We start from the raw sequence: 22,667 nt of genomic DNA on the forward strand, positions 1-22,667 counted from the left end.
ATGAGGGAGTTGATTTCAATTGGTTTTCCCGCTCAGATGCGGGATCAGCGCTAAACGAAAAGCCGCTCCGGTTTGTTCCGGAGCGGCTTTTTTGTTGGAGTGCGAAAAGAGCGGTCAGTTGGTCAGGCGCGTCGTCGTCTTCGTGGCCGCCTGCGCGATGCTCTCGAAGTCTTTCACGAGCCCTTCCATCGTGTTCGGCTCGTAGTAGTTGGCGGGCGAGGAGGCGCAGTATTGCAGCAAGCTCTTCCCTTTGTCCGGCGCCATGAAGGCAACGGTGAAGATTGTGATGCCGTCGGTCTTGGCGGTCGCGCACTTCTGGCGGACGGTTTGGTCGAGCGCCGAGTTCCACTGGTTGCTGTTGCCGGTCATCTCGCCGTCGCTCATCAACACGATGTAACGCTCGACGTTCGTATTATTCTTCGCGGCCTGGGCAGCTGCTTCGGCATCGCCTCCGTCGGGCGCCTTCTTGACGGCCGTATCGGCGATCGTCATCGCGCCCGTTGCATCGGTGCCGCCCTGCGGGTTGGCAGGCATGTCGTTCACATACTTGCGTGCAGCCGTGGTTCCCCAGGCCATGGTGGGAGAGGTCTGACCTTTCACGACGTGTGTATAGGAGACAGCGCCGGTGCGTACGAGATCGCCTGTCGGATCGGCATTGTCGAGCGCGTCGAAAAGAGCGCCGGCAGCCGTCTTGAGCGCTGCGATCTTCTTCACATAGGTCGTATCGTACTCCTTGCACTTCGTGCCGGAGCTATTGTACTTGATGCATTTCTGGCTCGCGACTGTGTCGGTATTGTAGGCCATTGAGCCCGATTCATCGAGCGCCAGGATCATCGACAGCGCATTGTGGGCATTCTGGTCGGGACCGGAGCCGCCTTGGGCGCTGCTCGACGCGCCGACATTCGTCGTCTTGTAGCCAAGCACGCTGGCAAGGCCGCTGAGTTGCAGCGCGTAGGTGCTGGATACGCTGACATTGTAGAGCGTCGATTTGCCGGAGGTCGTTTGCTGGGCATTGACCGTTATGCCGTCCTTCATGGCTGCTGCTGCCGTCGAGTCGAGGAAGTTGGCCATCTCACCCGCCAGGAAGTCCTTGGCGAAGTCCTGCGCATTGGCGGTCGTGATCTTTCCATCGGCAAGAGCCGATGCGGTAGCGAGCGCCGCAGCATCGGACGCTTCCTGTAATTGTTGCTGCGACAGCGCTGCGTTCGTGATGTCGACGGCTAGCCCTGCGGCGCCGATGAGAACCGGCATGAGAATCGCCGTCATCATGGCGAAATTTCCGGAACGATCACGCAGTATGTGGCGACCGCTGGCGAGAAGCGAAGATAAGGCGGACATCATGTCACCCGAAAGCAAGAGGAACATTGTGTCTCAATGCTTACAGGATGGTTGTTACCGAGGGTTTTAAAACAGTCGCTAAAATTAGAGGGAACGGACGATTTCGATACATGATCTATTGTTTTTGCGGGATGGCCTTCTTGCGAAACACATCTTCGGTGGTTTCGTGCATTAACACTATGGTGGATTGATGCAGGCGATCACTGGATCGGAATAACGTCGACCGCCTGGACGGAGCGATGATTGCCGGAGCTCTTCAACACGCCGATGACGGGGGCGACGTCGGAATAGTCGCGACCGTAGGCGACGACGATGTGGTCAGTGCCAGCGGGCATGTCGTTTGTCGGGTCCAGTTCGATCCAGCCCAGCGTCGCGCCGCACCAGACGCGAACCCAGGCATGCATCGCGTCCGCGCCTTCGAGCCGCTCCTTGCCGGGTGGCGGGATGGTTCGCAGGAAACCGGAGACATAGCCTGCCGGGATGCCGAGGCTGCGGAGCGCCACGATCATCACATGGGTGAAATCCTGGCAGACCCCGCGTCTAAGTTCGAACGCCTCGAGCGGGGTGGAATCCACCGTCGTTGCTTCCGGATCGTAGGTGAAATCCCTGTTGATACCGGTGCATAATGCATTGGCGATCTGGAGAACGGTGAGGCCGGGCCGAGCGCAGCTTCTGGCGTAGTCGGAGATGGCGCGGGTGTCGATGAGGCGTGGACTGTTGCCAAGGAAGTGGTGTGGTGACTCGGGCTGGAGCGACCAGACGCCGGCGATTTCTTGCGGCAGGTCCGGAAGAGCCGGCGAGAAGTCGGCGGCAATGGAATGGCTGTCGACTTGGACACGGGCCTGCATACGGATGTCCAGGCTATCGTGCGGCAACCGCAGCCGGAAGGAGGTTGCAGGGTGGCGGAAGAAGTCGGTGAAGTGCGATTGCTCGTCCGGCGTGGGAGAAATGGTGATCGAGCCTGCAACCAGGCGCTGGCGGTCAGGCAGCGAAAGCGGCATCAGCCGCATGATATGACGCGCTCCCGAGGCGGGTGTGTCGTAGGTGTATCCCATGTGCAGGGTTAGATCGTAGAGCACCGCGGTCACCCTAGGTAGGTCTGGGCAAGAAGGTCGGATAGCTGCTTCAGCTCACGTTCCATCTTTTTGTAGATCTCGCTCGTCATCGCCTCCGGCGTCATGACGGCAAGGCCGGAATGCAGGCGCATGGTTTCGCGGTAAAATGGCGACATCTGCCCGTTGACGAAGGCGTTCGGCAGTTGCTCGGCCTCTCGGTGGATTTCGTTCATCTGGAAGAGAACCGAACGCGGGTTGAGCGGATCGAGCGCCAGAAGGTCGGTGACGGTCAGGCGGGCCGTATTGACGTTGTACCGGCGCCGGTGGGTCATCACGCTGTCGCCGATTTCGAGCAGCATATCCAGTGCGCCATCCGGGGCATCGGGTCCCGACATGTAGCCGAGAAGGCGCGTCATGTGCAGCCCGCGCTCGATGTAGCGTCCGAGCGAAAGAAACCGCCAGCCGGTGAAGCGGTACATGTTTTCGTGCACGAGACCGGCGAAGCCCGCAAGCTTGCGCAACAGGATGGTCATCGCATGGCTGGCGTCGTCGCCGGCTGTGACGGTGGCGTGAAAGCGGCGCGCGGTCTTGGCAAGATCGTTGAGCGCCAGCCAGCCGTCGGGCGAGAAACGATCGCGTATGTTGCTGGCGGAATAGACGGCGCTCTCGATGTTGCGCAGCAGCGTTTCCGGCACCGGCTCATCGGTGTCGATGTCGACGGCGACAAGGTATTTCGAAACGTCGGCCAGCAGTGGCTGGCTCGGATCGGCGGCCTCGGCGTAGCGGGCATGCCAGGCGCGAAGGATGCGAAGCGCGCCCTCGGCGCGCTCGATATAGCGGCCGAGCCAGAAGAGATTGTCGGCCGCCCGGCTTGGCAGGCTGCCCGGCATGTTGCGGGTGAAGCTTCCTTCTGCGGGGAGCAAGGTATAGCGCTCGACCGGCTTGTCGCTGACAATCCAGACGTCCGCCGCCGCTCCGCCCGCCTGCATTGCGATCGCGGCTACGTCATCGCCGGAGCCAATGCGGGCAAAGCCGCCCGGCATGATCTGCCAGCCGCGGGCGGTGCGGGCGGCGAAGACGCGCAGCGACATCGGCCGCGGCGTCAGCTTGCCGTCGACCCAAGCCGGTGTGGTGGAGAGTGTGACGACTTCCTGGCCGACGAGTTTCGGGCCATCGGAATTCAGCCAGTCGGTAATCGAATCCTTTGCCGTCGAGCGGAGTGAGGAGCCCAGAACGGACTCACCGCGATCATCGAAGAAGGGGGCGCGCGAATAGGCGGGTCCGATCACCATCTTCTCGATATTTCTTGCGACGTGTTCGCGTTCTTCTTTCTGGCCGCACCACCACGTAGCGATCGATGGCAGCTTTAGCTTCTCTCCAAATAACCGGTGGCAGACCGTCGGCATGAAGGCGGGCAGTGCGCGGGTCTCGAGAATGCCGGTCCCGAGCGCGTTGACGATCGTCACCGATTCTGCGCGAAGCGCCTCGACCAGGCCCGGAGTGCCGATGCGCGAATTCTGGTCGAGTTCCAGCGGATCGGCATAGGCGGAATCGAGGCGGCGCCAGAGCACGCCGATCGGCTTCAGGCCGGCGACCGTACGCACCATGACACGGCCATTGACCACCGCGAGATCCTCGCCTTCGAGCAGCATGAAGCCGAGATAGCGGGCGATATAGGCGTGTTCGTAATAGGTCTCGTTTGCCGGGCCGGGGGTCAGAACGCCGATGCGATCGTCGCCGGAGTGCTTCATGGTCTGCAACGCATCGCGGAAGGCGCCGAAGAACGAGGCGAGACGGTGAACAGGGGTCTCGGCATAGATATCAGAGAAGGCACGCGTGGTGGCAACCCGGTTTTCGAGCGCGAAACCTGCCCCTGAGGGCGCCTGCGTGCGATCGGCGAGAACCCACCAATCTCCATCCGGCCCACGCCCGATCTCGAAGGCACAGAAATGCAGGTAATGACCGGACGCCGGCTTTATGCCCGCAAGCGGGCGCTGGAATTCCGGATTGGAGGCGATCAGCCCGGGCGGCAGGTATCCCTCTTCCACCAGTTTGTTGTCGCTATAGATATCGGCGATGATCGCTTCAAGCAGATCGGCGCGCTGCACGAGGCCGGCGGAAAGTGCCTGCCATTCACGCTCGTCGATCAATACCGGAATGTGCGACAGCGGCCAGGAGCGCTCGCCGGTGCCCTTGCTGCCGTAAGCGCGGTAGAACACACCGGCATCGCGGAGATAGCGGTCGGCCCGGGCGAAGCGCTCGGTCAGCTCGTTTGCAGGAATTTCCCCAAAGTTTGCAAGGAAGCGCTGCCAGACAGGGCGAATGGCGCCGTTGTTATCGACCATCTCATCGGCAGCGCTAGGGAGCGGCGCGTAGCCGAAGACCGCCTCGTTGCCGGCACGATCGCGAATCTCGCTCTTGCGTTTTTCCGTTGCCGGTTTCTTGCCCATTCACCCTAGCTCTTCAAATGCCCGCCGAGGGAATAGTGTGCAATGCAGCGATGGAAAGCAAGGCGAAACGGCTAACGCAGCGAAGCCGTTACGACACTCTTGCGAAAGCCACCGCGGCTTTGAGCCCACGGCCGCCCGCACCCGGCAAAAGCGTGAGCTTTGCATTGAAAAGGTTGGCTATTTCGTCAACGATCGGCAGGCCGAGACCGGCGCCGGGCGTGCCCGACTCGTTGCCGCGCGAGAAGCGGCGGCGCACCGCTTCAAGCTTCTCCGATGCGATTCCGGGACCATTGTCTTCGACCTCGAGGCGCACGGTCTCGCCGTCCTGCGCAATTCGCACGGTAACCTCGGCGCCTTTGCCGGCATAGGCGATGGCGTTGCCCGCAAGATTGCGCAATAGCTCGCCGATCAGGAGGGGTTCGGCGCGGATCATTGCTGGTCCATCGCCCTCAAAACCCAGGTCGATACCGGCCTCGGCGGCGGCGGGGATCAGCTCGCCCGTGATCTCCTGAGCGATTGCGGCAACATCCATGGCAGAGGTGGCCAGGGCCTCCTTGGCCGTTGCGGCATCGATCTTTGCCATCAGCAGAAGCTGCGCGAGGATGCGCTCGGCATGCGCAACTGCCTGATCGCCCTTTAACGCCGAATCTTGCGCTTCAGCCAGCGTTCCCGCACGGGCGGAGAGCGCAAGCTGGGTTCGGATGATTGCAAGCGGCGTACGCAACTGGTGGCTCGCATTGCCGGTGAAATTCCGCAGCGCCTCAAGGGCCGACTGCAGGCGCACCATGAAGCTGTTTACCGTATCCACCAGCGGCTGAACCTCGCTCGGCACCGATTGCTCGATGGGATGCAGGTCATCCGGGCTGCGCTCGCCGATCGCGTCCCGCAGATTGTAGAGCGGGCGGAGCGCCACCGTGACCGAGATCCAGACGATCACAGCCGCTCCGGCAATCATGAAGCCAAGACGAAGCGCCGAGCGAAAGAGAATCGCCTGCGCCAGATGCCGGCGGGCAAGGGTCGTTTCCGCTACGGTGACGGCGAAGGGAACCGAGCGGATGCCGGTCGAGGCCGAGCGCTGCAGCGTCGCGACACGGATCGGCTCGCCTTGGAACTTATCGTCGGCGAAGACAGCGCCTTCGCCTTTGGCTTCCTTGATAACCGGAAGCAACTGATAGCCGGTGATGAACCTGCCCGGCGGACCGTCGACGCGGTAGAACACCCGGTCCTGAGCGGCGGACGTCAGCATTTCCAGCGCGACATAGGGAATATCCACCTCCAGCGAGCCGTCTTCCGCCACGACCACGCGTTCGGCAATGGCAAGTGCCGAACCGGCGAGGACACGGTCCGAAACGATGTTCGAGGTATCGACCGCCTCGCGGTATGTATCGGCAAGGGCCAGCATGCCGATGATGGCGGTGGAGATGAGCAGCCAGAAGAGCAGCCGGCGCCTGAGCGAGTAGGCGGCTCTCATGAGGCCTCGGTCAGCTTGTCGAGGTAGTAGCCGATGCCGCGCGCGGTTTTCACGGTCAGTCCATGCGGCGCAAGGCGCTTGCGGAGCCGGCTGACATATTGCTCGATCGCATTGGTGGAAATGTCGTCGTCGAAGGCGGTCAGCGACTGCATGATCGCCTCCTTCGCAACGACCTTGCCGGCACGCATGAAGAGGATTTCCAGCAATCCGACTTCGCGGGCGGGTATGTCAAGCTGCGTGCTGCCAACGGAGAAGGTGCGGGACTTGAGGTCGAATGAAACGCAGCCGTACATCACCGTCGCCGAATGCAAACCGGCCTGGCGTCGGAGCAGCACGCGAACACGTGCCTCGAATTCACCAATGTCGAAGGGCTTGATGAGGTAATCGTCGGCGCCGAGATCGAGCCCCTTGACCCGCTCCTCCGGCGCTCCCCGCGCGGTCAGGATCAAGACTGCAGCCTGGTTCTGGCGTGCGCGCATGTTGCGCAACACTTCCAGCCCGTCCATTTCCGGCAGGTTGAGGTCAAGGATCACGAGATCGAAATGTTCGGCTGCAATGACCGCATTGGCAGATGCGCCGTCATGGACGACATCCACGGCATGTCCCGTACCACGCAAGATCGCAGACAGGCCATCGGCCAGGGCGATATTGTCTTCGGTGAGGAGAATGCGCACGGACGGATTCCTGATTATCTAGCAGAGATTAACCCCCGTGGAGGGCGATGTCATCAGCAGCAAGACCCGACGGATGAAATCATCAGCGCATCAGAGGATTCATATTTGACAATGTTGCTGCAGACGCAAACGACCCGGCCGCATCCGTCGTGCTTGCCCGGCGAGGCGCTGTGATGCATTCTCCGGGCATGAGGAGCCTTCTTGTTCTGCTACTTCTGCTCTGTCCCGGTTTAGCGGCGGCGGACCAGACCTTTTACGCTGCGAAATCCGGCAAGACCGATGCGCGGGTGCTGACGGTCTATTCGTCGCTCGACGAACCGCTGGCCCAGCCGATGATCCACGGCTTTCAGGACGCAAATCCTGACGTAGCGGTCCGCTATGAAGACATGCTGACCGGCGAGATCTATGACAGGATCGTGCGGGAGACGGATGCCGGAAAGAAGACGGCGGATTTCGCCTTTTCCTCGGCGATGGACCTCCAGGTGAAGCTTTCCAACGATGGATATGCGCAGGTCAGTAATCTGCCGATGAGCGGGCTGTGGCCGAAATGGGCGAACTGGCGGAACACGGCTTATGCGCTGACCTTCGAGCCGGCGGTCTTCGTCTATCACAAGCCGAGCTTCGCGCATGAGCCGGTGCCGAGTTCGCGGGCGGAATTCGTCGACTATCTGAAGCGCAAAGGCAATGCGGTCTACGGGCGGATCGGCACCTACGACATCGAGCGCTCTGGCGTCGGTTTTCTCTTCATGGCCCGCGATCAGGAGCAGTTCGGGGATATCTGGTCGGTCATCAGGGCGATGGGGGCCACAGGCGTCAAGCTTTATTCGACGAGTTCGGCAATCCTGGAACGGGTCGCCGATGGCCGCTTCGTGCTTGGTTACAACATCCTCGGCTCGTATGCCGCGGACTGGGCATCTCGCGACCCCAACGTCGGCATCGTGCTGCCGAAAGATTATACCGTCGTGATGTCGAGGATCGGCCTGGTACCGCAGGCGGCGGCCGAACCGGAGCTCGGGCGTCTATATCTCTCCTTCTTCATGTCCAAGGAGGGGCAGACGATCATGGCCCGCGAACTGCAGATTCCCGCCGTCAGTCCTGAGGTCGCCGGCGAGAATACGGCGAACACGCTGCAGGAGCTTCTCGGGTCACAGCTCCGGCCCGTTCCGGTCAGTCCGGGCTTGATGGTCTATCTCGACCAGGTCAAGCGCGCGCGGCTCATCGCGCATTGGAACGAGGTGCTGCGGACACAATAGGGGCCGCACACTGAACAATTGCGGCAAAAAAGTGCCCGTGGCGGTGGATATGCCGCCGATGTCAGCTAAATGACAGCTTGTTGTGGTGCGTTTTCGGCACTTCTTCTCCGTGGAGGCGGAGAGTTGAAGTTTCGGGAGGAGTTTCCGTCGCTATTGCGGACAAGCATGTTCTTCGCAGGCAACGCTTCCCGATTCCCTTGAAGACATTACGCGGCACTCACCGCGATCATGGAGGACACATCGTGAAGCATACTTTCCTTGCCACGCTTTTCGCAGCCGCCATCGCGCTGCCGGCCTATTCGGCCGACTACACCATAATGGCGCCGGCCGCTCCTGGCGGCGGCTGGGACCAGACGGCCCGTTCCCTGCAGACAGTCCTGCAGCAGGAGGGCATTTCCGGCAATGTTCAGGTTCAGAACATTCCGGGCGCTGGCGGCACCATCGGACTTGCTCAGTTCACCAGCCAGAACAGCGGCAATCCGAATGCACTGATCGTCGGCGGCTATGTCATGGTCGGCGCAATCCTGACCAACAAGTCGCCCATCACACTGAAGGACGTCACGCCGATCGCACGCCTGACCGGCGAATATGAGGCAATCGTCGTACCGGCAGCGTCGGACATCAAGACGTTGGGCGATCTTGTCGCCAAGCTGAAAGCGGAACCGGGTGCGGTCTCCTGGGGCGGCGGTTCGGCAGGCGGTACCGACCATATCGCTGTTGGTCTGATCGCCAAGGCGGCCGGCGTCGATCCGACGAAGATCAACTACGTCGCCTTCTCGGGCGGTGGCGAAGCGCTTGCGGCCATCCTTGGCGGCCAGGTGACGGCGGGCATTTCCGGCTACGGCGAATTCGAATCGCAGATCAAGGCCGGCCAGTTGCGCCTGCTCGCCGTATCGAGCGACAAGCGTATCGAAGGGATCGACGCGCCGACGCTGAAGGAAGCCGGGGTCGACGTATCCGTGGAAAACTGGCGCATGGTTGCGGCTGCTCCGGGCCTCTCGGCTGATCAGACAGCTGCTATCACCGCCGATTTCGATAAGCTTTCCAAGTCGCCAGCCTGGCAGGAGGTCCTTAAGACCAAGGGCTGGCAGGACAGCTATCTCTCCGGCGACGCCTTCAAGGCGCAGCTTGAGAAGGACGTTGCGGCCACCGAAGGCATTCTCAAAGACATCGGACTGGTTCAATGAGCGTGGGTAAGTCCACTGTGGTCACGAAGCGCCGCCCTGACTGGGCGGCGCTGGTCATCGCTCTCTGTCTTTTAGTGGTGGCCGGGGTCATCCTCTGGGACGTCTCGCATATGAGGGCGATCGCCCAATATGCGCGCATGGGGCCGGCAACCGCTCCAACGGTCGTAGCACTCGGGCTGATCGGACTCGCAATCTGGACGGCGCTCGAGGCCTGGCGGGGCGATTTTCCGGAGCGCGAGAAGCAGGAACTGCCGCCGGTCGTGTGGATTGTCGCGGGTCTTGCCTGTCAGATGATCTTCTTGCGGATCGCCGGCTTCTCGATCGCGACCGGCCTTCTCTTCGCCCTGACGGCGCGTGGCTTCGGCAAACGGCAGCTCTGGGTTTCGATTCCCGTCGGCATCGTCATCAGCTTCATCGTCTGGACGATCTTCTCGCAGCTGCTGAAACTGACGCTGCCCGCAGGTCCGCTCGAACATCTGTTCTTCTAGGTGCATTCATCATGAGCACTTTCGAATTCCTCTTCCAGGGTATCCTGGTCGCTATGCAGCCGATGAATCTGCTTTACGCATTGATCGGCGTTACGCTGGGCACCGCCGTTGGCGTCCTGCCGGGCATTGGTCCGGCATTGACGGTGGCGCTTCTGCTGCCGGTTACCTACAAGCTCGATCCGGGCGGATCGCTCATCATGTTCGCCGGCATCTACTACGGCGGCATGTATGGCGGCTCGACGACCTCGATTCTGCTGAATACGCCGGGCGAGAGCGCCTCGATCGTCACCGCTCTCGAAGGTAACAAGATGGCCCGCGCGGGCAGGGGCGGTCCGGCGCTCGCAACCGCCGCCATAGGCTCCTTCGTGGCCGGTCTCATTGCCACGCTCGGGCTTGCCTTCATCGCGCCCTATATCGTCAAGCTCGCGCTGGTTTTCGGTCCGCGGGAATATTTCGCGCTGATGGTTCTCGCCTTCGTCACCGTTTCTTCGGCCTTTGGGGATTCGGCTCTCAGGGGTCTCACTTCGCTGTTCGTCGGCTTTACGCTTGCGATGATCGGCATCGATCTGCAGACCGGCCAGGCGCGCCTGACCTTCGGCATTCCCGATCTGCTCGACGGCGTCGAGGTGACGACGCTCGCCGTTGCGATGTTCGCGATTGGGGAGGCGCTCTATATTGCCGCGCAGGGCAACCACGGCGAAGACACAGTCGAGGCCGTCAAGGGTTCGTTGTGGATGAGTGCGCAGGATTGGGCACGCTCCTGGAAAGCCTGGCTGCGCGGCACCCTGATCGGCTTTCCGATCGGCGCCATGCCGGCCGGGGGCGCGGAAATCGGCACCTTCCTTTCCTATGCCGCCGAAAAGCGCCTGACCAAGCACCCCGAAGAGTTCGGCAACGGCGCCATTGAAGGCGTGGCGGGTCCAGAGGCCGCCAACAACGCGTCAGCCGCCGGGACGCTGGTTCCGCTTCTGACCCTTGGCTTGCCGACAACTGCCACAGCCGCGATTATGCTCGCCGGCTTCCAGCAATATGGCTTGCAGCCCGGGCCGCTTCTGTTTGCCAATAATCCGCAAATTGTCTGGGGCCTGATCGCCAGCCTTTTGATTGCCAACGCGATGCTGCTGGTGCTGAACCTGCCGCTGATCGGGCTTTGGGTCCGCCTGCTGACCATTCCGAAGCCGTGGCTCTACGCCGGCATCCTGCTGTTTGCGACGCTCGGTACGATCGGCGCTAACCCCTCGGTCTTCGAACTTGGGATGCTGCTCGCCTTCGGCGTGCTCGGTTACATCATGCGGGTATTCGGCTATCCGATCGCGCCGGCCATCGTCGGCCTGATCCTGGGGCCGCTTGCCGAACAGCAGCTGCGCCGCGCGCTGGCCATCAGCCAGGGCGATGTGACGGCGCTTGTCATGTCGCCGATCGCCGCGGGCTTGTTGATCCTCGCGGCTGCCGCATTCCTTGTTCCGCTGATCCTGCGGTTGCGCGGCAGGGGTGAGGTTCTCTCGCAGCTTGCGGCAAGCGAAGACTAAGAAGCAACCCGACGACTCTGTCTTGCGGCCGGCCCTGAAACACGGACCGGCCGCTTGTTTTTGCATGGCTGGCCTGAATTTCCGCGACTTGTGGAAAATGTTGCGGTGCACCATATACCACGTGTCAACAACGAAGCTAAAGCGAGAAAGACAAATGTCCTCCTACCGTAAGTCCGTTCGTGAAGGTTTCTTCGGCCGCGCGTTCGCAGTCATTGGCGCAGCAACTGCTGTAAGCGCCGCATGTGAATCTGGCCGCCGTCCGAAGGCTCAGGACCTCAACGTCCTTGGTATCGATCCGAAGATCTTCGGCCATATCGGCCGCTAACAACTCGGATCCAATCACACATGAAACAGCCCGCAACCGGTTGGTCGCGGGCTTTATTTTTGCTTGGGCGGGCCGCAGCGCACGAAACGCTGCGGGTTTATGTGTCTCAGGCTTCCACCCGCTTTCTGGCCGGAACACGTGCTTCCGCTTCTGCATGGTCGTCGCGGCCATGCCGCTTGTTATGGCGGATCGAAGACCAGAGCGATATGCCGATCAGGGCTGCGCCGCCGAGACCGGTGATGACCTCTGGAATGTGGAAGAGGGTCTGGACGTACATGATGATCGCAAGGATCAGGATCGCGTAGAACGCGCCGTGCTCCAGGTATCGGTAATGCGTCAGCGTTCTCTTTTCGACGAGCATGATCGTCATCGAGCGCACGTACATGGCGCCGATGCCGAGACCAATGGCGATGATGAAGAGGTTCTGCGTCAGAGCGAAGGCGCCGATGACGCCATCGAATGAGAAGCTCGCATCCAGCACCTCCAGATAGATGAACGCTCCGAGACCACCGCGCGCTGCCTCGGTCATCGCCTTCTGTGAAGCATCCAGCAGTCCGCCGATCACCTCGACCGCAAGGAATGTCAGAAGACCGTACATCGCGCTATAGACAAACGTCGTCGCCTGATCGCCTTCGAGCAGCGAGGCGAAGACGATGATCAGCAGGAGAACGAAGGCGATCTCGATACCCTTGATTGTCGCGCCGCGGGACATCAGCTTCTCAAGCGAGGCAATCCAATGGACGTCCTTCTCGTGATTGAAGAAGTACGAAAGGCCGACCATCAGAAGAAAGGTTCCGCCGAAGGCTGCGATCGGCAGATGGGCCTCGTGCATGATGCGCGCATATTCACCCGGCTGCCGCGCTGCAAGGACGAGCGCATCGATCGGGCCGATTTTTGCAGCAATCGCGACGATTGCCAGCGGGAAGATGATGCGCATGCCGAAGACGGCAATAACGATACCCCAGGTCAGGAACCGATGCTGCCAGACCGGCGTCATTTCCTTGAGCTTGTTGGCGTTGACGATGGCGTTGTCGAAGGAGAGGGAAATCTCCAGCACGGCCAGCACCGTGCAGATGAAGAAGACGCTCGCCATGCCGCCGATCGTGCCGGTGGACTGCCAGCCCAACAAAGCGCCCAGCGCAAGCCCGAGAGCCGTTACGATGAAGGCCCAGCGAAAATAGCCGAGCATGGATTTGTTGCGGATGGACTGCTTCATGGCCGCACCTCTTTGGTGCGGACGTCGATCTTGAATGAGAGTATGGTCGAGAAGTGCCGCACATCGCAAGGGACATGCGCGCAAGGCATTGTGAGCTTTTTCATGGAATGAAAATCCCGCCGGCTGTCTGCAGGCGGTACCGACATCACGAGAGCGCCGTAAAAACTCTCGCCAGAGGGGCCCGGCACCAGTGTTTATCCGAAGCCGATGCATTTGCATGGGGGGCAACCATGCGCATCGTTTTGGCCGCGGATAAGCCTCTAGGTAGTGAGCTTTCAGGCTCAGTCAAGACGCAGTGAAGCGCGCGGAGATTTTATGGGGAACCTTATGGTCGTTCACCCGTTAGGACTACGTTCAGGAAAAATCTGCGGCGCAAAAAGTGATCCCGGCGCAACCAGCGGAGGCGGCAATGCATACGTCAACTCACTCTCCCGACAAACGCACCGAAGCGGCAGACCGCATGAAGCGTGCAAAGCCAAACCGCATGCAGAGGGTGCAGGTGCTACCGCCGCATCACGTGGACCTGACACTGCCACAAACGCCGATGGACGATATCCATGTCCCGGCGCATTGCTCCGGCGCCGACCTTTCGAAGGGCGGTCCTGACGTTGGTGCGGCAGGCAAGCGGCGCCGCTAGATCCCAAGGCGGCGGAACAGTTTTTCTTCTCTAGACCAATGAAAACGGTGAGGTTTTTATGACGGTGAATCTCGTGCCCGAGCACATCTATAAGAAACACGAAAGCGAATGGCTGGCTCTCAAGGACGCTTTGGAGAGCCGAATCGATATCAAGAAGCCAGAGACGCCATCCTGGAATATTGCTTCCGACAGTAAGAAAGCCTCGAGGCGGCACAGCTCGGAGGCACAGCCCGCCTGATCTCATCGCCAACGTAACCGCCCGCTACAAGCGGGCGGTTCTCTTATGTGTCTTCCTTCGGTGGCAATTGCTCTTGCTTTCCATGCTCCAGCCGCCGCTCAATTACCCCCAGGGCGAACAGGACGCTAACTGCGGCTGCCGTCGCGAAGAAGGCGATGGGCCAGTAGCCGAAGCCCATGGCAAGGCCGATCGCGCCGGCGAGCCACATGCCCGCGCCGGTCGTTAGGCCTTTCACTCTGCCTCTGGAAAAAACGATCATTCCAGCCGCTAGGAAGGCGACGCCGGCCGTAACTGCTTCGATGACGCGCAGCGGATCGATCCGAACCTGCTGGTCATTCGCGAAGCCCGGTATGTTGACCGATTCAATGGCAATGATCCCGAAAAGAGCTGCTGCAAGGCTCACCAGAATATGCGTGCGCAAGCCCGCCGGGTGATCGCGCGCTTCACGCTCGAAGCCGATGATGCCGCCGAGAATAATGGCGCCGATGAGCCGCGCGAAGATTACAGGGTACTGGATACGGGATGGAGGAAACATGTCCGCGAAGACCAGATCCATGGAGGGAGTGCTTTCTTGTGAAGAAATTCTTCGCTGGCTAACGTGTTGTGCCGCTATTTGTTCATCGACGTCTCAAAAACGAGAATGCTGGCGCCCAGGCGGGCAGCTCGTGAGCGACGGATACGCTTCAACGTTGCGTCTGCATGCCAACCTTTCGGAAAGGATTGGGAGGCGATAATCCGGCCCTCACGGGATTCGGAACAGATGGCTAAGATAGCGACCCGCGGCCGGCGCCGCAAATCATCGGCAAAATCAAGACGCGGCGGCCAGGGTGGTCCCTTGGCCTGGCTCCTCGTTGGTGCCGTTGCCGTGGGCGGCATTGCGCTTTACGACAACTGGAAGAGCGTGCGGCCTATGCTTGCCTCCCGCGTGCCAGATGCGTCGGTGATAACTGCTGCAATCAAGCCGGACGTGCCGAAAGCTACTGTCGGCAACAGTGCGTCGCGGCAACAGCCTGCTTCGCAGTCGCAGCGCGTCCTGCCGCCGGCCGCCGTTCCGGTTCCTGCTGCTCAACCCGTGAAGCTGGCCCCTGCTGCCGGCTCACCGGCACTCTCGGAAAATGCCAGCGGAGCTTTCGGTTATTGCGGGCAGGGCCAGCACGTCAATTGCGTCGGAGACGGCGGTACCTTCTGGTACAAGGGAGAGAAGATCCTGATTGCGGATGTGGTGATACCGGACGTCGGCGCTGCCCGTTGCGCCGATGAGAGGACGGCAGGCTTTGCCGCAAAATCGAGGCTGCTGAAGCTTCTGAATGCCGGCCCCTTCGTCATGAACGCGGCAGGCAAGGCTGGCGGGGCCGGTGCGCCGCGCGTCATTTCGCGCAACGGCCTTTCGTTTGGCTCCCAGCTGATGGCCGAGGGGCTTGCCCGCAAACCAGCCGCCAACCCAGGCGGGTGGTGCGCCTGATATAGCGCCTTGAAGGCCCTTATTTCTGCTTCGGGGCTTTGCCGCTGGTGCTGAAACTGCCCGTAAAGGTCGTGTCCTTGCTTTCCGCGGTGCATTCGATCGCGATCGGCTTGCCGCTATAGGGATTGCCGAAGGTGCAGGTGCCTGCCACCTTCACCTGCCCGGTCATCTTCTCGCCGACACCCGTCGTCACCAGATTGAGCGGAATGCGGGCATTGCCGTTGGAGGCTGCCTTGATCGCGGTGCCATCGCCTTGAAAGCCGAGCATCTTGCCGCCTGAGGTAAAGATGAAGGTCACCTGACCGTTCGGCAGTCCGACGCTCGCGAGTTCGCCCTTGCAGCCCTTCGACGCATCGACCTTGCCGACGACGAGCTTCGCGCATTTGCCTGCAAGCGTCGTCACGCCGGCGCTTGGAAAGTTTTGGGAGGCGGCGCTGGCGCCGGAGGCGAAAGCTACGGCGGAAAGGGCCGCAACTGCAATCACTGTCAGTCTCATCTTTTCAGGAATCCCGTCGTGCTGGCTTGTCGAATCGGATTGCCATCTTTCTGTGTCCGAAATTTGCCGGTGCAAAGAAAACGGGCCGCTGCAGGGATAGCGGCCCGTTCTTGGAAGCGGGACCGTCAATGACGGTCGCCCTCTTAATCTCTCGGCCCGCTCGAGCTGGATGAACGGATCTCGCCTATCAAACGTTCGTCAGTGACGGCGGCTCGCATCCTCGACGGACCAGCCAAACCGCCAAGCCTCGTAGCGGGCATACCAAGCCTCAAACTCGGCAGCATCGCGGATCGGCATCAATTCCGGCCGCGACATCGGATTGTCGCTCAGTCGGCGACCAAGGCGCCGATCGCGTATTCCGCACTCCTGCATGTCGAGCAGTTCTTCGATTTCCATCGCGTCACCCAACCGCTGACCTAGCCGACCCCTAGGCAAACATTTCTTGCTGCTAATGTCCAGCGGTTAGTCGCCGTTTCTGCGATTCACGAGATTAGCTCGAAGGGAGCACAGCCCGATTCAAGCTCCTTCCTGCAGGTTATAACCCCCGGCCAAGCTCCCCAAATATGTTGTAAAAATATCGTTAAAATGGCCTGTAACAAGTTTTTGTTCATCTCCCGTTCAGAAAACATTTTGGGAAATCGGTCAGATGGGTCAATCTGCTCCTTGTGAATAAGGAGATACTGAATGATTCGATTGACCGCGGTGCTGACGCTGTTCTCAGTCTATGCATTCACGATGTTTTTCATCGTAGCCATTCCTGAGGCGCCGGACCTGCAGACCGCAGCAACTTTATCGGTAGACGCCACGCTTACCAAATAAAGTACTTGATGGTGTTTTAACCTCGTGTGAGCCGTGCCGGCGGCGCTGATTTGCGCAGCAAGACGCGACCGCTCGGTGCCCAAGGCCAATTGGGCCGATCTCCGAAAATGAACGTCATTGTCGCAGCGCGACGCTTCCCCACGGATTCGGATTGGACGTTTGCGGAACGCCGTTCGGATAATTCCTAAAAGGGTTGTGTAAGGAAGGCTTTATACGATTGGATAACGTGGCTGATGCGAATGCATCTCTTTATTTGAAGCTGCAAAAATGGTCTTCTATAGATGCCTGCAAAGGCAATCGCACCGTGTGACCTGATCTGGTGCAGCGGCTTGCTCACTCCCAAGGCGAGTCCCGTCACGCCAGACGATGCCGCGCCGGATTTTGTGCACGTGGTCGATGATATCCCTTTTACGATCAGAGGTATTTCCGATGGCAACCCAGAGGTACATCGTTCAAAACAACCTTAATATCTACCGGACGGTGCTCGATGTGGTCACCGGCAAGGCGACCGTGGTCGGTGGAATGGTTATGGACATGCTTTCCGACGAGGAGGCTCGCGAGCTGGCCGGATGGCTGAACTGGGAGCATCAACAGAAGTCTTCTCGTCTGGAGCTAAGTGTTTCTTCCTGAGCCTGGAATCTAGTCGATCTCGGTTCTCTGGCAGGATGCTGTGTTCAGCGCCAATTCGCTTTCAGGTTCAGCGGACGTAAAGCGAACGATGGACGAGCTCCCGAAGGAACCAGAACAGGGATAACCTGGAGAGGATGAGCGTCGACGAGGCGGCGCCGCCTTGCCCAGCTGCGGCGAGACGGCGCCCGATCCCATTAGTGCGTGCAGGCAGAGCTTGATTTGATTGCAGATTCTGCAAGAGCCCTGCTCGAGTGAGCCTTGCCGACCTGCATCATCATCTTCCCGTCTGGTTTCACCTCGGTGACCATGCAGTTCTTGCTTTTCGCCGGGTGACCAACGTAGAAGCTATTCGCCGCGAAAGCCGACGAGGCCATAAGTGCCGCGAAAGCGGCTAGCGATAGTGCTTTCATCATTTGCCATTCTCCTCTCATACGTCCGCAGCACTGGCTGCTATGAGTCATGGCATGCGACAGGACATCGTAGTGCTGTCCTTTCGGAACAGCGCCGGTTCTGGACCTGGCGGGGAAGCATATAGGGGACTACACTCCGTTTGGTCCGCTGCTTCAACAGACGGAGTTCCAAAAATGTTCCCGTGGCAAACGGTCGCAATAAAAAAGGCCGGGCAAACCCGACCTTCCCCATCACCTCTATGCCAGTGCCAGTCCATCCGTGGTCAATGGCGGGTGGGATCTATGTAACCGCCGATCGTGTCGAGAGCGTGACTAAAGCTTGCTCGCACTGCCCGTGCTCTATCATCGTTTTGCCCTAGGTTCGCTGAACCCGCCGGGAATATGTAAAAGGCTCCCGAAGGAGCCCAAAACATCTTGAGTATCAAGTAATTGGATGGTGGGCGTGACAGGGATTGAACCTGTGACCCCTACGATGTCAACGTAGTGCTCTCCCGCTGAGCTACACGCCCATCCGATGGCGGCGCATAGATCACAAAACCTTGGGAACCGTCAATAGGCTTTTTTGAAGTTTTGTGACGCGCCAACGGAATGCCTTATGCGGCAAGCATTTTGTTTACTTCTTCAACGAGATCGCGAAGGTGGAAGGGCTTGGAAAGCACCTTTGCATCCTTCGGCGCCTTCGAATCAGGGTTCAGGGCGACGGCGGCAAACCCGGTGATGAACATCACCTTGAGGTCCGGATCGAGTTCCGTCGCACGGCGGGCGAGTTCGATGCCGTCCATTTCCGGCATGACGATATCGGTCAGCAGCAGCGAAAAGGGCTCTTCGCGAAGCCTGTCGTAAGCGCTTGCGCCGTTATCGTAGGAAAGAACCTTGTAACCAGCCTTTTCAAGCGCCTTTACGAGGAAGCGGCGCATGTCGTTGTCGTCTTCGGCGAGCAGTATCTTCTGAGTCATTATCCAGACCGATGGTGAATAGGTTTTGGTGGGAGGTTCCAGCCATTTACACTAGACTTTGCCCGGTAAACAACCGGTGAATTGGCTAGCCGTGGCTGTCATCCCCTATCCATAGTATGGACTTGAGCTAACGCAACTGGCAACATGGGCGAAGCAGCCGTCCGATCACATGGTTAAGAGGGAAAAAGGTGCCGGAAATCCGCGAATACGAGCTTTTTGAGATCCGTGAGCCCGTGTCGCAGACCATTCCATTCGTTTATAACTCTCCACATAGTGGCCGTATTTATCCACCGGAATTTATCGCCCAGTCGCGGCTCGAAGGCATTTCCATCCGCCGATCGGAGGATCACTATGTCGACGAGCTCTTTGCAGCAGCCAGTCTGCTCGGCGCGCCTCTGCTTCTCGCCAACTTCCCGCGCGCCTATCTCGATGTAAACCGCGAGCCTTATGAGCTCGATCCGCGCATGTTCGAGGGGCTCTTGCCGCCCTATGCGAACATCAATTCGCTGCGTGTCGCAGGCGGGCTGGGGACGATTCCGCGGATCGTTGCCGAGAATATGGAAATCTATGCACGGCGGCTCAGGGTGGAGGAGGGGCTCGACCGCGTCGAGAGCGTCTACAAGCCTTATCACGCCGCGTTGCGCCGCTTGATCGCGCGTACCCATGTGCAGTTCGGCTTTGGCGTGTTGATAGATTGCCATTCGATGCCCGGCAATGTGCGTGTCGCAGGCAGCAATGCGCGGCCGGACTTCATCATCGGCGACCGGTACGGCACCAGTGCCTCGGCGGAGCTGTCGCGGACGGCGATCAGTATCCTCGAGGAAATGGGCTTTACGGCGATCCGCAACAAACCCTATGCCGGGGGCTTCATTACCGAGCACTACGGCCGCCCCTCGCGGGGTTTGCATGCGCTGCAGATCGAAGTGAACCGGGCCATCTACGTCGATGAAGTCACATTGGAAAAGCGCGCCGACTTCCCGCTGATCGTTAATGCCGTTACGGGTTTCATGCAGCAGATGGCGAGCTATGTGCAGCAATTCGCGTCCGACACGGCACTTGCGGCCGAGTGAGCTGCCAACAGCGGTCAAAAAAGAGCCGCGCTGTGCAGCGCGGCGAGTCTAGGGAGGAAACACCCAAGGAGGGTATTTACAGTCGAGAGACTGCATGAGGAGAGTATTGCTGCGTTGCACAATTGTCAATCATCATTTTGCACTGCAAAAAAATTGGGCAGCTATTGGCGCCTTGCTTAGTGCAGTTGCATTCGAAGGCAGTTCCGCTATGAAAAGCGGCACTATCGCCAGAAAACGGATGTCTCATGCTTCCCGACCGCTCGTTCTTCAATCGCCTGGCGGAAGCCGCGAAGGCGGAAACCCTGCCACGGTTCCGCTCCGGCCTTGACGTCACGAACAAGCTTTCAAGCGGCTTCGACCCCGTCACCGAGGGGGACCAGGCGGCGGAAGCCGCAATCCGAAAACTGATCGAAGAGCATTTTCCGGACCATGGCATTCTTGGCGAGGAACACGGCAATATGGGCCTCGATCGCGAATATGTCTGGGTGATCGACCCCATCGATGGAACGCGCGCCTTCATTTCCGGCCTGCCGGTCTGGGGAACGCTGATCGGGCTGCAGAAGAACGGCCGGGCCATCATGGGCATGATCGAACAGCCGTTCACCGGTGAACGCTATTTTGCCGATCAAAATGGCTCCATCTATTCAGGGCCGGAGGGCGAACGGCGGTTGACGACGCGCGATTGCGGCACGCTTTCCAACGCGATCCTTTTCACCACCTCGCCGCATCTCTTTACCGGCGAAGAAATGGACAGCTATCGCAAGGTCGAAAGCCAAGTCCGGCTCTTCCGCTACGGCATCGATTGCTATGCCTATGCACTGCTTGCGGCCGGCCATGTCGATCTCGTGATCGAAAACGGTCTCAAGCCCTACGATGTCGGCGGGATCATTCCGGTGATCGAGAATGCCGGCGGCATCGTGACCACATGGGACGGCGGGCGGCCGGAAAACGGCGGCTCGATCATTGCCGCCGGCAGTCGTGCCGTTTACGAGCAGGCGCTTGCGCTCCTGCAGCGCTAGGCCTCTACCCGCTCAAACGCCGATCCCCTCGACCTTTTCAACGGCCTCGGCATCGCTGCCCGGAATAAAGGCGTTGAACGCTGCCAGTGCGGCTGCGCGATAGACGTCGCGCTCCTGAAAAATCTCATGCCGGGCGCCGTTGACGGGCACGAGCTGACCCGCACGGAAATAGCGGGAGAGCCGCTCCTGCGCGATGTAGGGCACGACGCCGTCGCGGGTCGGGGCAATGACGACCGTCGGGATGTTGATCGAGAAAAGGTGGTTCGGCGTCAGGACCTTGTCGATCGTCGTGAAGCATTCACGCAGCCAGCGCGCAGTCGGCGGACCGAGCATCAGTTCCGGATGCTCCTTCATCATCGTGATGTTCCGCTCGAAACGCACCTCGTCGGAGGTAAGCGGATTGTCGCGGAACGGCAGCTCCGGCATTTTGCGGGCCAACGGCAGCGATCCAAGGCCGAGCGAGCAGGCCGTGGCGGCGAGACGGCGGATGGTTGCAGTGGACGCGACCTGGCCGATCAGGCCAAGGAACGGCGCGGACAGCACCATGCGCTCGATGCGTGTTCCAAGATAAGGCGCAGCCGAAAGCGCAATCAGGCCCCCGGTCGAATGGCCGAGCAAATAGAACGGTAGGCGGGTGTCGGGCAGTACCACCTTTTCCAGAAAGGTGTCGAGGTCGCGCTCATAGTCGGAAAAGCGCCGCACGTGGCCATGCTGGCGCTTCTTGATGAGCCGCGGCGAGCCGCCCTGGCCGCGAAGATCGAAGGTCGCAACCCAGAGGCCTCTTGCCGTCAGATCGCGGATCGTCTCAAAATACTTCTCTATGTACTCGTTGCGCCCCTGAAGGATGACGACGGTACCCTTCGCGACCGAAGCGTCGGACCGAAACACTGCGTAGCGCAGCTTCCATCCGTCATGCGTCTCGAAGTAGCCTTCGGTGCAGTTTTCCAGGACCGGGTTATCAGGTGTCGAGATGAGGACGCTGTCCATGAGCCTGCTTTCGATGCCGCCTGATCGTAGGCATAATCAACGGCCACTGAAAATCAACTGCTAAGGGACAGTACGGATAAAAAGAGACCGGCGGGGCAATTGAGGAGTACCCGGCGCCGGCCATAAGGCGGACTGAAGAAGAAGGGACGATGCACTTCAGCCATCGGGCCAGTTTTAATACCCGACAATGTGGAATTTACAGATGCACTGCTGAACAGACGCCGAACCTTGCGTTCATGCCCCGTTCACCCTGCTTTGAAGAGGTCTTGAACTTCGGAAAGACCATCACCATCTCAATTTTGCGGGCGCCAAACGGGTCCGCGGAACCGTCCTGAAGCTGCCGAATATGGGGTTTCGGGGCATATTTATCGCAACACGTCGCTTCCCAGGAGGACACAATGCGTCACGTAGACTTCTCTCCCCTTTATCGTTCCACCGTCGGTTTCGATCGTCTTTTCACGATGCTCGACAGCCTTGCTCAGCCGGATCAGGGGCAGACCTATCCGCCCTACAACATCGAGCGCACCGGCGAAAACACCTACCGCATCACCATGGCCGTTGCTGGTTTCGATGAAAGCGAAATCTCGATCGAAGCTCAGGCTCACGCTCTGACCGTCAAGGGTGAAAAGAGCGAAGAAAATGCGGAAGGCAGCGAATTCCTCTATCGCGGCATCGCCAAGCGCGCCTTCGAGCGCCGCTTCCAGCTTGCCGACCATGTTGAGGTGACGGCGGCTTCGCTGAAGAATGGCCTGCTTCACATCGACCTTCTTCGCAGCATTCCGGAAACCATGAAGCCTCGCAAGATCGCGATTGCTGCAGAGCCGGTAAGCGCGCCGAAGGCTATCGAGGCTCAGGTCGCGAACTAACCGATCCCTCTGAGGACAGGATAAGCAGCGGCGCTCGTTTGAGCGCCGTTTTTTTATTGCCGGGCGGTCAGGCCGGATGGACCGGTTCCCC

General features: G+C 59.9%; 24 protein-coding genes and 1 tRNA gene. 12 read left to right on the plus strand and 13 right to left on the minus strand.

The window, feature by feature from the left end:
- Positions 1–114 precede the first annotated feature (114 nt).
- From HGP14_RS19035 to HGP14_RS19055, 5 genes are all read right to left on the minus strand, one after another.
- Positions 115–1,269 carry a VWA domain-containing protein gene (locus HGP14_RS19035; protein WP_246704509.1) on the minus strand — a complete coding sequence of 385 codons (1,155 nt, stop codon included), beginning with the start codon at positions 1,267–1,269 and terminating at the stop codon, positions 115–117.
- Positions 1,270–1,538: 269 nt separating this feature from the next.
- Positions 1,539–2,426 (minus strand): transglutaminase family protein, encoded by an 888-nt coding sequence (locus HGP14_RS19040; protein WP_168831450.1) that lies wholly within the window; start codon positions 2,424–2,426, stop codon positions 1,539–1,541.
- Positions 2,423–4,843: a circularly permuted type 2 ATP-grasp protein gene (locus HGP14_RS19045; protein ID WP_168831451.1), complete on the minus strand. Its 2,421-nt coding sequence runs from the start codon at positions 4,841–4,843 to the stop codon at positions 2,423–2,425. The genes HGP14_RS19040 and HGP14_RS19045 overlap by 4 nt, the downstream gene beginning before the upstream one ends.
- 88 nt (positions 4,844–4,931) lie before the next feature.
- A complete protein-coding gene (locus HGP14_RS19050; protein ID WP_168831452.1) occupies positions 4,932–6,314 on the minus strand; it encodes a sensor histidine kinase in 1,383 nt (460 codons plus the stop codon).
- Positions 6,311–6,988, minus strand: coding sequence for a response regulator transcription factor (locus HGP14_RS19055; RefSeq protein ID WP_168831453.1), 678 nt, complete (start codon positions 6,986–6,988; stop codon positions 6,311–6,313). Before HGP14_RS19055 ends, HGP14_RS19050 begins: the two co-directional genes overlap by 4 nt.
- Before the next feature lie 206 nt (positions 6,989–7,194).
- On the opposite strand from HGP14_RS19055, the gene HGP14_RS19060 reads away from it, so the two are divergent.
- The 5 genes from HGP14_RS19060 (at position 7,195) to HGP14_RS19080 (ending at position 11,770) form a co-directional block, all read left to right on the plus strand.
- Positions 7,195–8,241, plus strand: a complete 1,047-nt coding sequence (locus tag HGP14_RS19060; RefSeq protein ID WP_168831640.1) for an ABC transporter substrate-binding protein — start codon at positions 7,195–7,197, stop codon at positions 8,239–8,241.
- Positions 8,242–8,483: 242 nt separating this feature from the next.
- The gene (locus HGP14_RS19065) at positions 8,484–9,428 is read left to right on the plus strand and encodes a tripartite tricarboxylate transporter substrate binding protein (protein ID WP_168831454.1); all 945 of its coding nucleotides are present in this window, start codon (positions 8,484–8,486) and stop codon (positions 9,426–9,428) included.
- Complete coding sequence (locus tag HGP14_RS19070) at positions 9,425–9,916, plus strand: tripartite tricarboxylate transporter TctB family protein (protein WP_168831455.1); 492 nt, start codon at positions 9,425–9,427, stop codon at positions 9,914–9,916. Before HGP14_RS19065 ends, HGP14_RS19070 begins: the two co-directional genes overlap by 4 nt.
- A gap of 11 nt (positions 9,917–9,927) precedes the next feature.
- Positions 9,928–11,445 carry a tripartite tricarboxylate transporter permease gene (locus HGP14_RS19075; RefSeq protein ID WP_168831456.1) on the plus strand — a complete coding sequence of 506 codons (1,518 nt, stop codon included), beginning with the start codon at positions 9,928–9,930 and terminating at the stop codon, positions 11,443–11,445.
- A 154-nt stretch (positions 11,446–11,599) separates the two neighbouring features.
- A complete protein-coding gene (locus tag HGP14_RS19080) occupies positions 11,600–11,770 on the plus strand; it encodes a hypothetical protein (RefSeq protein ID WP_168831457.1) in 171 nt (56 codons plus the stop codon).
- Between the two features lie 106 nt (positions 11,771–11,876).
- Here the strand turns inward: HGP14_RS19080 and HGP14_RS19085 are convergent, their stop codons facing one another.
- Positions 11,877–12,986: a DUF475 domain-containing protein gene (locus HGP14_RS19085; protein WP_168831458.1), complete on the minus strand. Its 1,110-nt coding sequence runs from the start codon at positions 12,984–12,986 to the stop codon at positions 11,877–11,879.
- A gap of 409 nt (positions 12,987–13,395) precedes the next feature.
- Between HGP14_RS19085 and HGP14_RS19090 the strand changes: the two genes are divergently transcribed.
- Complete coding sequence (locus HGP14_RS19090) at positions 13,396–13,623, plus strand: hypothetical protein (RefSeq protein WP_168831459.1); 228 nt, start codon at positions 13,396–13,398, stop codon at positions 13,621–13,623.
- A gap of 281 nt (positions 13,624–13,904) precedes the next feature.
- On the opposite strand, the gene HGP14_RS19095 is transcribed toward HGP14_RS19090, so the two are convergent.
- Complete coding sequence (locus HGP14_RS19095) at positions 13,905–14,417, minus strand: MgtC/SapB family protein (protein ID WP_168831460.1); 513 nt, start codon at positions 14,415–14,417, stop codon at positions 13,905–13,907.
- 204 nt (positions 14,418–14,621) lie between these two features.
- On the opposite strand from HGP14_RS19095, the gene HGP14_RS19100 reads away from it, so the two are divergent.
- On the plus strand, positions 14,622–15,323 hold the full coding sequence (locus HGP14_RS19100) for a hypothetical protein (protein WP_168831461.1): 702 nt from the start codon (positions 14,622–14,624) through the stop codon (positions 15,321–15,323).
- A gap of 19 nt (positions 15,324–15,342) precedes the next feature.
- Here HGP14_RS19100 and HGP14_RS19105 read toward each other — a convergent pair whose 3' ends face one another.
- Together HGP14_RS19105 and HGP14_RS19110 are read right to left on the minus strand one after the other, a co-directional pair.
- Positions 15,343–15,819: a hypothetical protein gene (locus HGP14_RS19105; RefSeq protein WP_168831462.1), complete on the minus strand. Its 477-nt coding sequence runs from the start codon at positions 15,817–15,819 to the stop codon at positions 15,343–15,345.
- A gap of 198 nt (positions 15,820–16,017) precedes the next feature.
- Positions 16,018–16,215 (minus strand): CrpP-related protein, encoded by a 198-nt coding sequence (locus HGP14_RS19110; protein ID WP_168831463.1) that lies wholly within the window; start codon positions 16,213–16,215, stop codon positions 16,018–16,020.
- Between the two features lie 288 nt (positions 16,216–16,503).
- On the opposite strand from HGP14_RS19110, the gene HGP14_RS36250 reads away from it, so the two are divergent.
- Both HGP14_RS36250 and HGP14_RS19115 read left to right on the plus strand, forming a co-directional pair.
- On the plus strand, positions 16,504–16,638 hold the full coding sequence (locus HGP14_RS36250) for a hypothetical protein (RefSeq protein WP_281408103.1): 135 nt from the start codon (positions 16,504–16,506) through the stop codon (positions 16,636–16,638).
- Between the two features lie 429 nt (positions 16,639–17,067).
- A complete protein-coding gene (locus HGP14_RS19115; protein WP_168831315.1) occupies positions 17,068–17,268 on the plus strand; it encodes a hypothetical protein in 201 nt (66 codons plus the stop codon).
- A 194-nt stretch (positions 17,269–17,462) separates the two neighbouring features.
- On the opposite strand, the gene HGP14_RS19120 is transcribed toward HGP14_RS19115, so the two are convergent.
- From HGP14_RS19120 to cpdR1, 3 genes are all read right to left on the minus strand, one after another.
- Positions 17,463–17,681, minus strand: coding sequence for a hypothetical protein (locus HGP14_RS19120; protein WP_168831464.1), 219 nt, complete (start codon positions 17,679–17,681; stop codon positions 17,463–17,465).
- Positions 17,682–18,112: 431 nt separating this feature from the next.
- Positions 18,113–18,187 (minus strand) — tRNA-Val (locus tag HGP14_RS19125).
- Between the two features lie 84 nt (positions 18,188–18,271).
- Positions 18,272–18,634, minus strand: coding sequence for a response regulator CpdR1 (cpdR1, locus tag HGP14_RS19130; protein WP_007527565.1), 363 nt, complete (start codon positions 18,632–18,634; stop codon positions 18,272–18,274).
- 188 nt (positions 18,635–18,822) lie between these two features.
- Here cpdR1 and HGP14_RS19135 point away from each other — a divergent pair, with 188 nt between their 5' ends.
- Together HGP14_RS19135 and hisN are read left to right on the plus strand one after the other, a co-directional pair.
- The gene (locus HGP14_RS19135) at positions 18,823–19,704 is read left to right on the plus strand and encodes an N-formylglutamate amidohydrolase (protein ID WP_168831465.1); all 882 of its coding nucleotides are present in this window, start codon (positions 18,823–18,825) and stop codon (positions 19,702–19,704) included.
- Positions 19,705–19,949: 245 nt separating this feature from the next.
- Positions 19,950–20,723 carry a histidinol-phosphatase gene (hisN, locus tag HGP14_RS19140; protein WP_168831466.1) on the plus strand — a complete coding sequence of 258 codons (774 nt, stop codon included), beginning with the start codon at positions 19,950–19,952 and terminating at the stop codon, positions 20,721–20,723.
- Between the two features lie 12 nt (positions 20,724–20,735).
- On the opposite strand, the gene HGP14_RS19145 is transcribed toward hisN, so the two are convergent.
- Positions 20,736–21,710 (minus strand): alpha/beta fold hydrolase, encoded by a 975-nt coding sequence (locus HGP14_RS19145; RefSeq protein WP_168831467.1) that lies wholly within the window; start codon positions 21,708–21,710, stop codon positions 20,736–20,738.
- 398 nt (positions 21,711–22,108) lie between these two features.
- Between HGP14_RS19145 and HGP14_RS19150 the strand changes: the two genes are divergently transcribed.
- Positions 22,109–22,576 carry an Hsp20 family protein gene (locus HGP14_RS19150; protein ID WP_168831468.1) on the plus strand — a complete coding sequence of 156 codons (468 nt, stop codon included), beginning with the start codon at positions 22,109–22,111 and terminating at the stop codon, positions 22,574–22,576.
- Positions 22,577–22,667: the final 91 nt, after the last annotated feature.

The sequence above is a fragment of the Rhizobium sp. P32RR-XVIII genome (assembly GCF_012641395.1).
Lineage (GTDB): Bacteria > Pseudomonadota > Alphaproteobacteria > Rhizobiales > Rhizobiaceae > Rhizobium.

What these genes read in the sequence shown, in the direction of transcription:
- HGP14_RS19035 (WP_246704509.1), bottom strand. Translation starts at nt 1,269, where the DNA reads ATGATGACGGCGATTCTCATGCCGGTTCTCATCGGCGCCGCAGGGCTA.
- HGP14_RS19045 (WP_168831451.1), bottom strand. Translation starts at nt 4,843, where the DNA reads ATGGGCAAGAAACCGGCAACGGAAAAACGCAAGAGCGAGATTCGCGAT.
- HGP14_RS19050 (WP_168831452.1), bottom strand. Translation starts at nt 6,314, where the DNA reads ATGAGAGCCGCCTACTCGCTCAGGCGCCGGCTGCTCTTCTGGCTGCTC.
- HGP14_RS19070 (WP_168831455.1), top strand. Translation starts at nt 9,425, where the DNA reads ATGAGCGTGGGTAAGTCCACTGTGGTCACGAAGCGCCGCCCTGACTGG.
- HGP14_RS19075 (WP_168831456.1), top strand. Translation starts at nt 9,928, where the DNA reads ATGAGCACTTTCGAATTCCTCTTCCAGGGTATCCTGGTCGCTATGCAG.
- HGP14_RS19080 (WP_168831457.1), top strand. Translation starts at nt 11,600, where the DNA reads ATGTCCTCCTACCGTAAGTCCGTTCGTGAAGGTTTCTTCGGCCGCGCG.
- HGP14_RS19085 (WP_168831458.1), bottom strand. Translation starts at nt 12,986, where the DNA reads ATGAAGCAGTCCATCCGCAACAAATCCATGCTCGGCTATTTTCGCTGG.
- HGP14_RS19090 (WP_168831459.1), top strand. Translation starts at nt 13,396, where the DNA reads ATGCATACGTCAACTCACTCTCCCGACAAACGCACCGAAGCGGCAGAC.
- HGP14_RS19095 (WP_168831460.1), bottom strand. Translation starts at nt 14,417, where the DNA reads ATGGATCTGGTCTTCGCGGACATGTTTCCTCCATCCCGTATCCAGTAC.
- HGP14_RS19100 (WP_168831461.1), top strand. Translation starts at nt 14,622, where the DNA reads ATGGCTAAGATAGCGACCCGCGGCCGGCGCCGCAAATCATCGGCAAAA.
- HGP14_RS19105 (WP_168831462.1), bottom strand. Translation starts at nt 15,819, where the DNA reads ATGAGACTGACAGTGATTGCAGTTGCGGCCCTTTCCGCCGTAGCTTTC.
- HGP14_RS19110 (WP_168831463.1), bottom strand. Translation starts at nt 16,215, where the DNA reads ATGGAAATCGAAGAACTGCTCGACATGCAGGAGTGCGGAATACGCGAT.
- HGP14_RS36250 (WP_281408103.1), top strand. Translation starts at nt 16,504, where the DNA reads ATGATTCGATTGACCGCGGTGCTGACGCTGTTCTCAGTCTATGCATTC.
- HGP14_RS19115 (WP_168831315.1), top strand. Translation starts at nt 17,068, where the DNA reads ATGGCAACCCAGAGGTACATCGTTCAAAACAACCTTAATATCTACCGG.
- HGP14_RS19120 (WP_168831464.1), bottom strand. Translation starts at nt 17,681, where the DNA reads ATGATGAAAGCACTATCGCTAGCCGCTTTCGCGGCACTTATGGCCTCG.
- cpdR1 (WP_007527565.1), bottom strand. Translation starts at nt 18,634, where the DNA reads ATGACTCAGAAGATACTGCTCGCCGAAGACGACAACGACATGCGCCGC.
- hisN (WP_168831466.1), top strand. Translation starts at nt 19,950, where the DNA reads ATGCTTCCCGACCGCTCGTTCTTCAATCGCCTGGCGGAAGCCGCGAAG.
- HGP14_RS19145 (WP_168831467.1), bottom strand. Translation starts at nt 21,710, where the DNA reads ATGGACAGCGTCCTCATCTCGACACCTGATAACCCGGTCCTGGAAAAC.
- HGP14_RS19150 (WP_168831468.1), top strand. Translation starts at nt 22,109, where the DNA reads ATGCGTCACGTAGACTTCTCTCCCCTTTATCGTTCCACCGTCGGTTTC.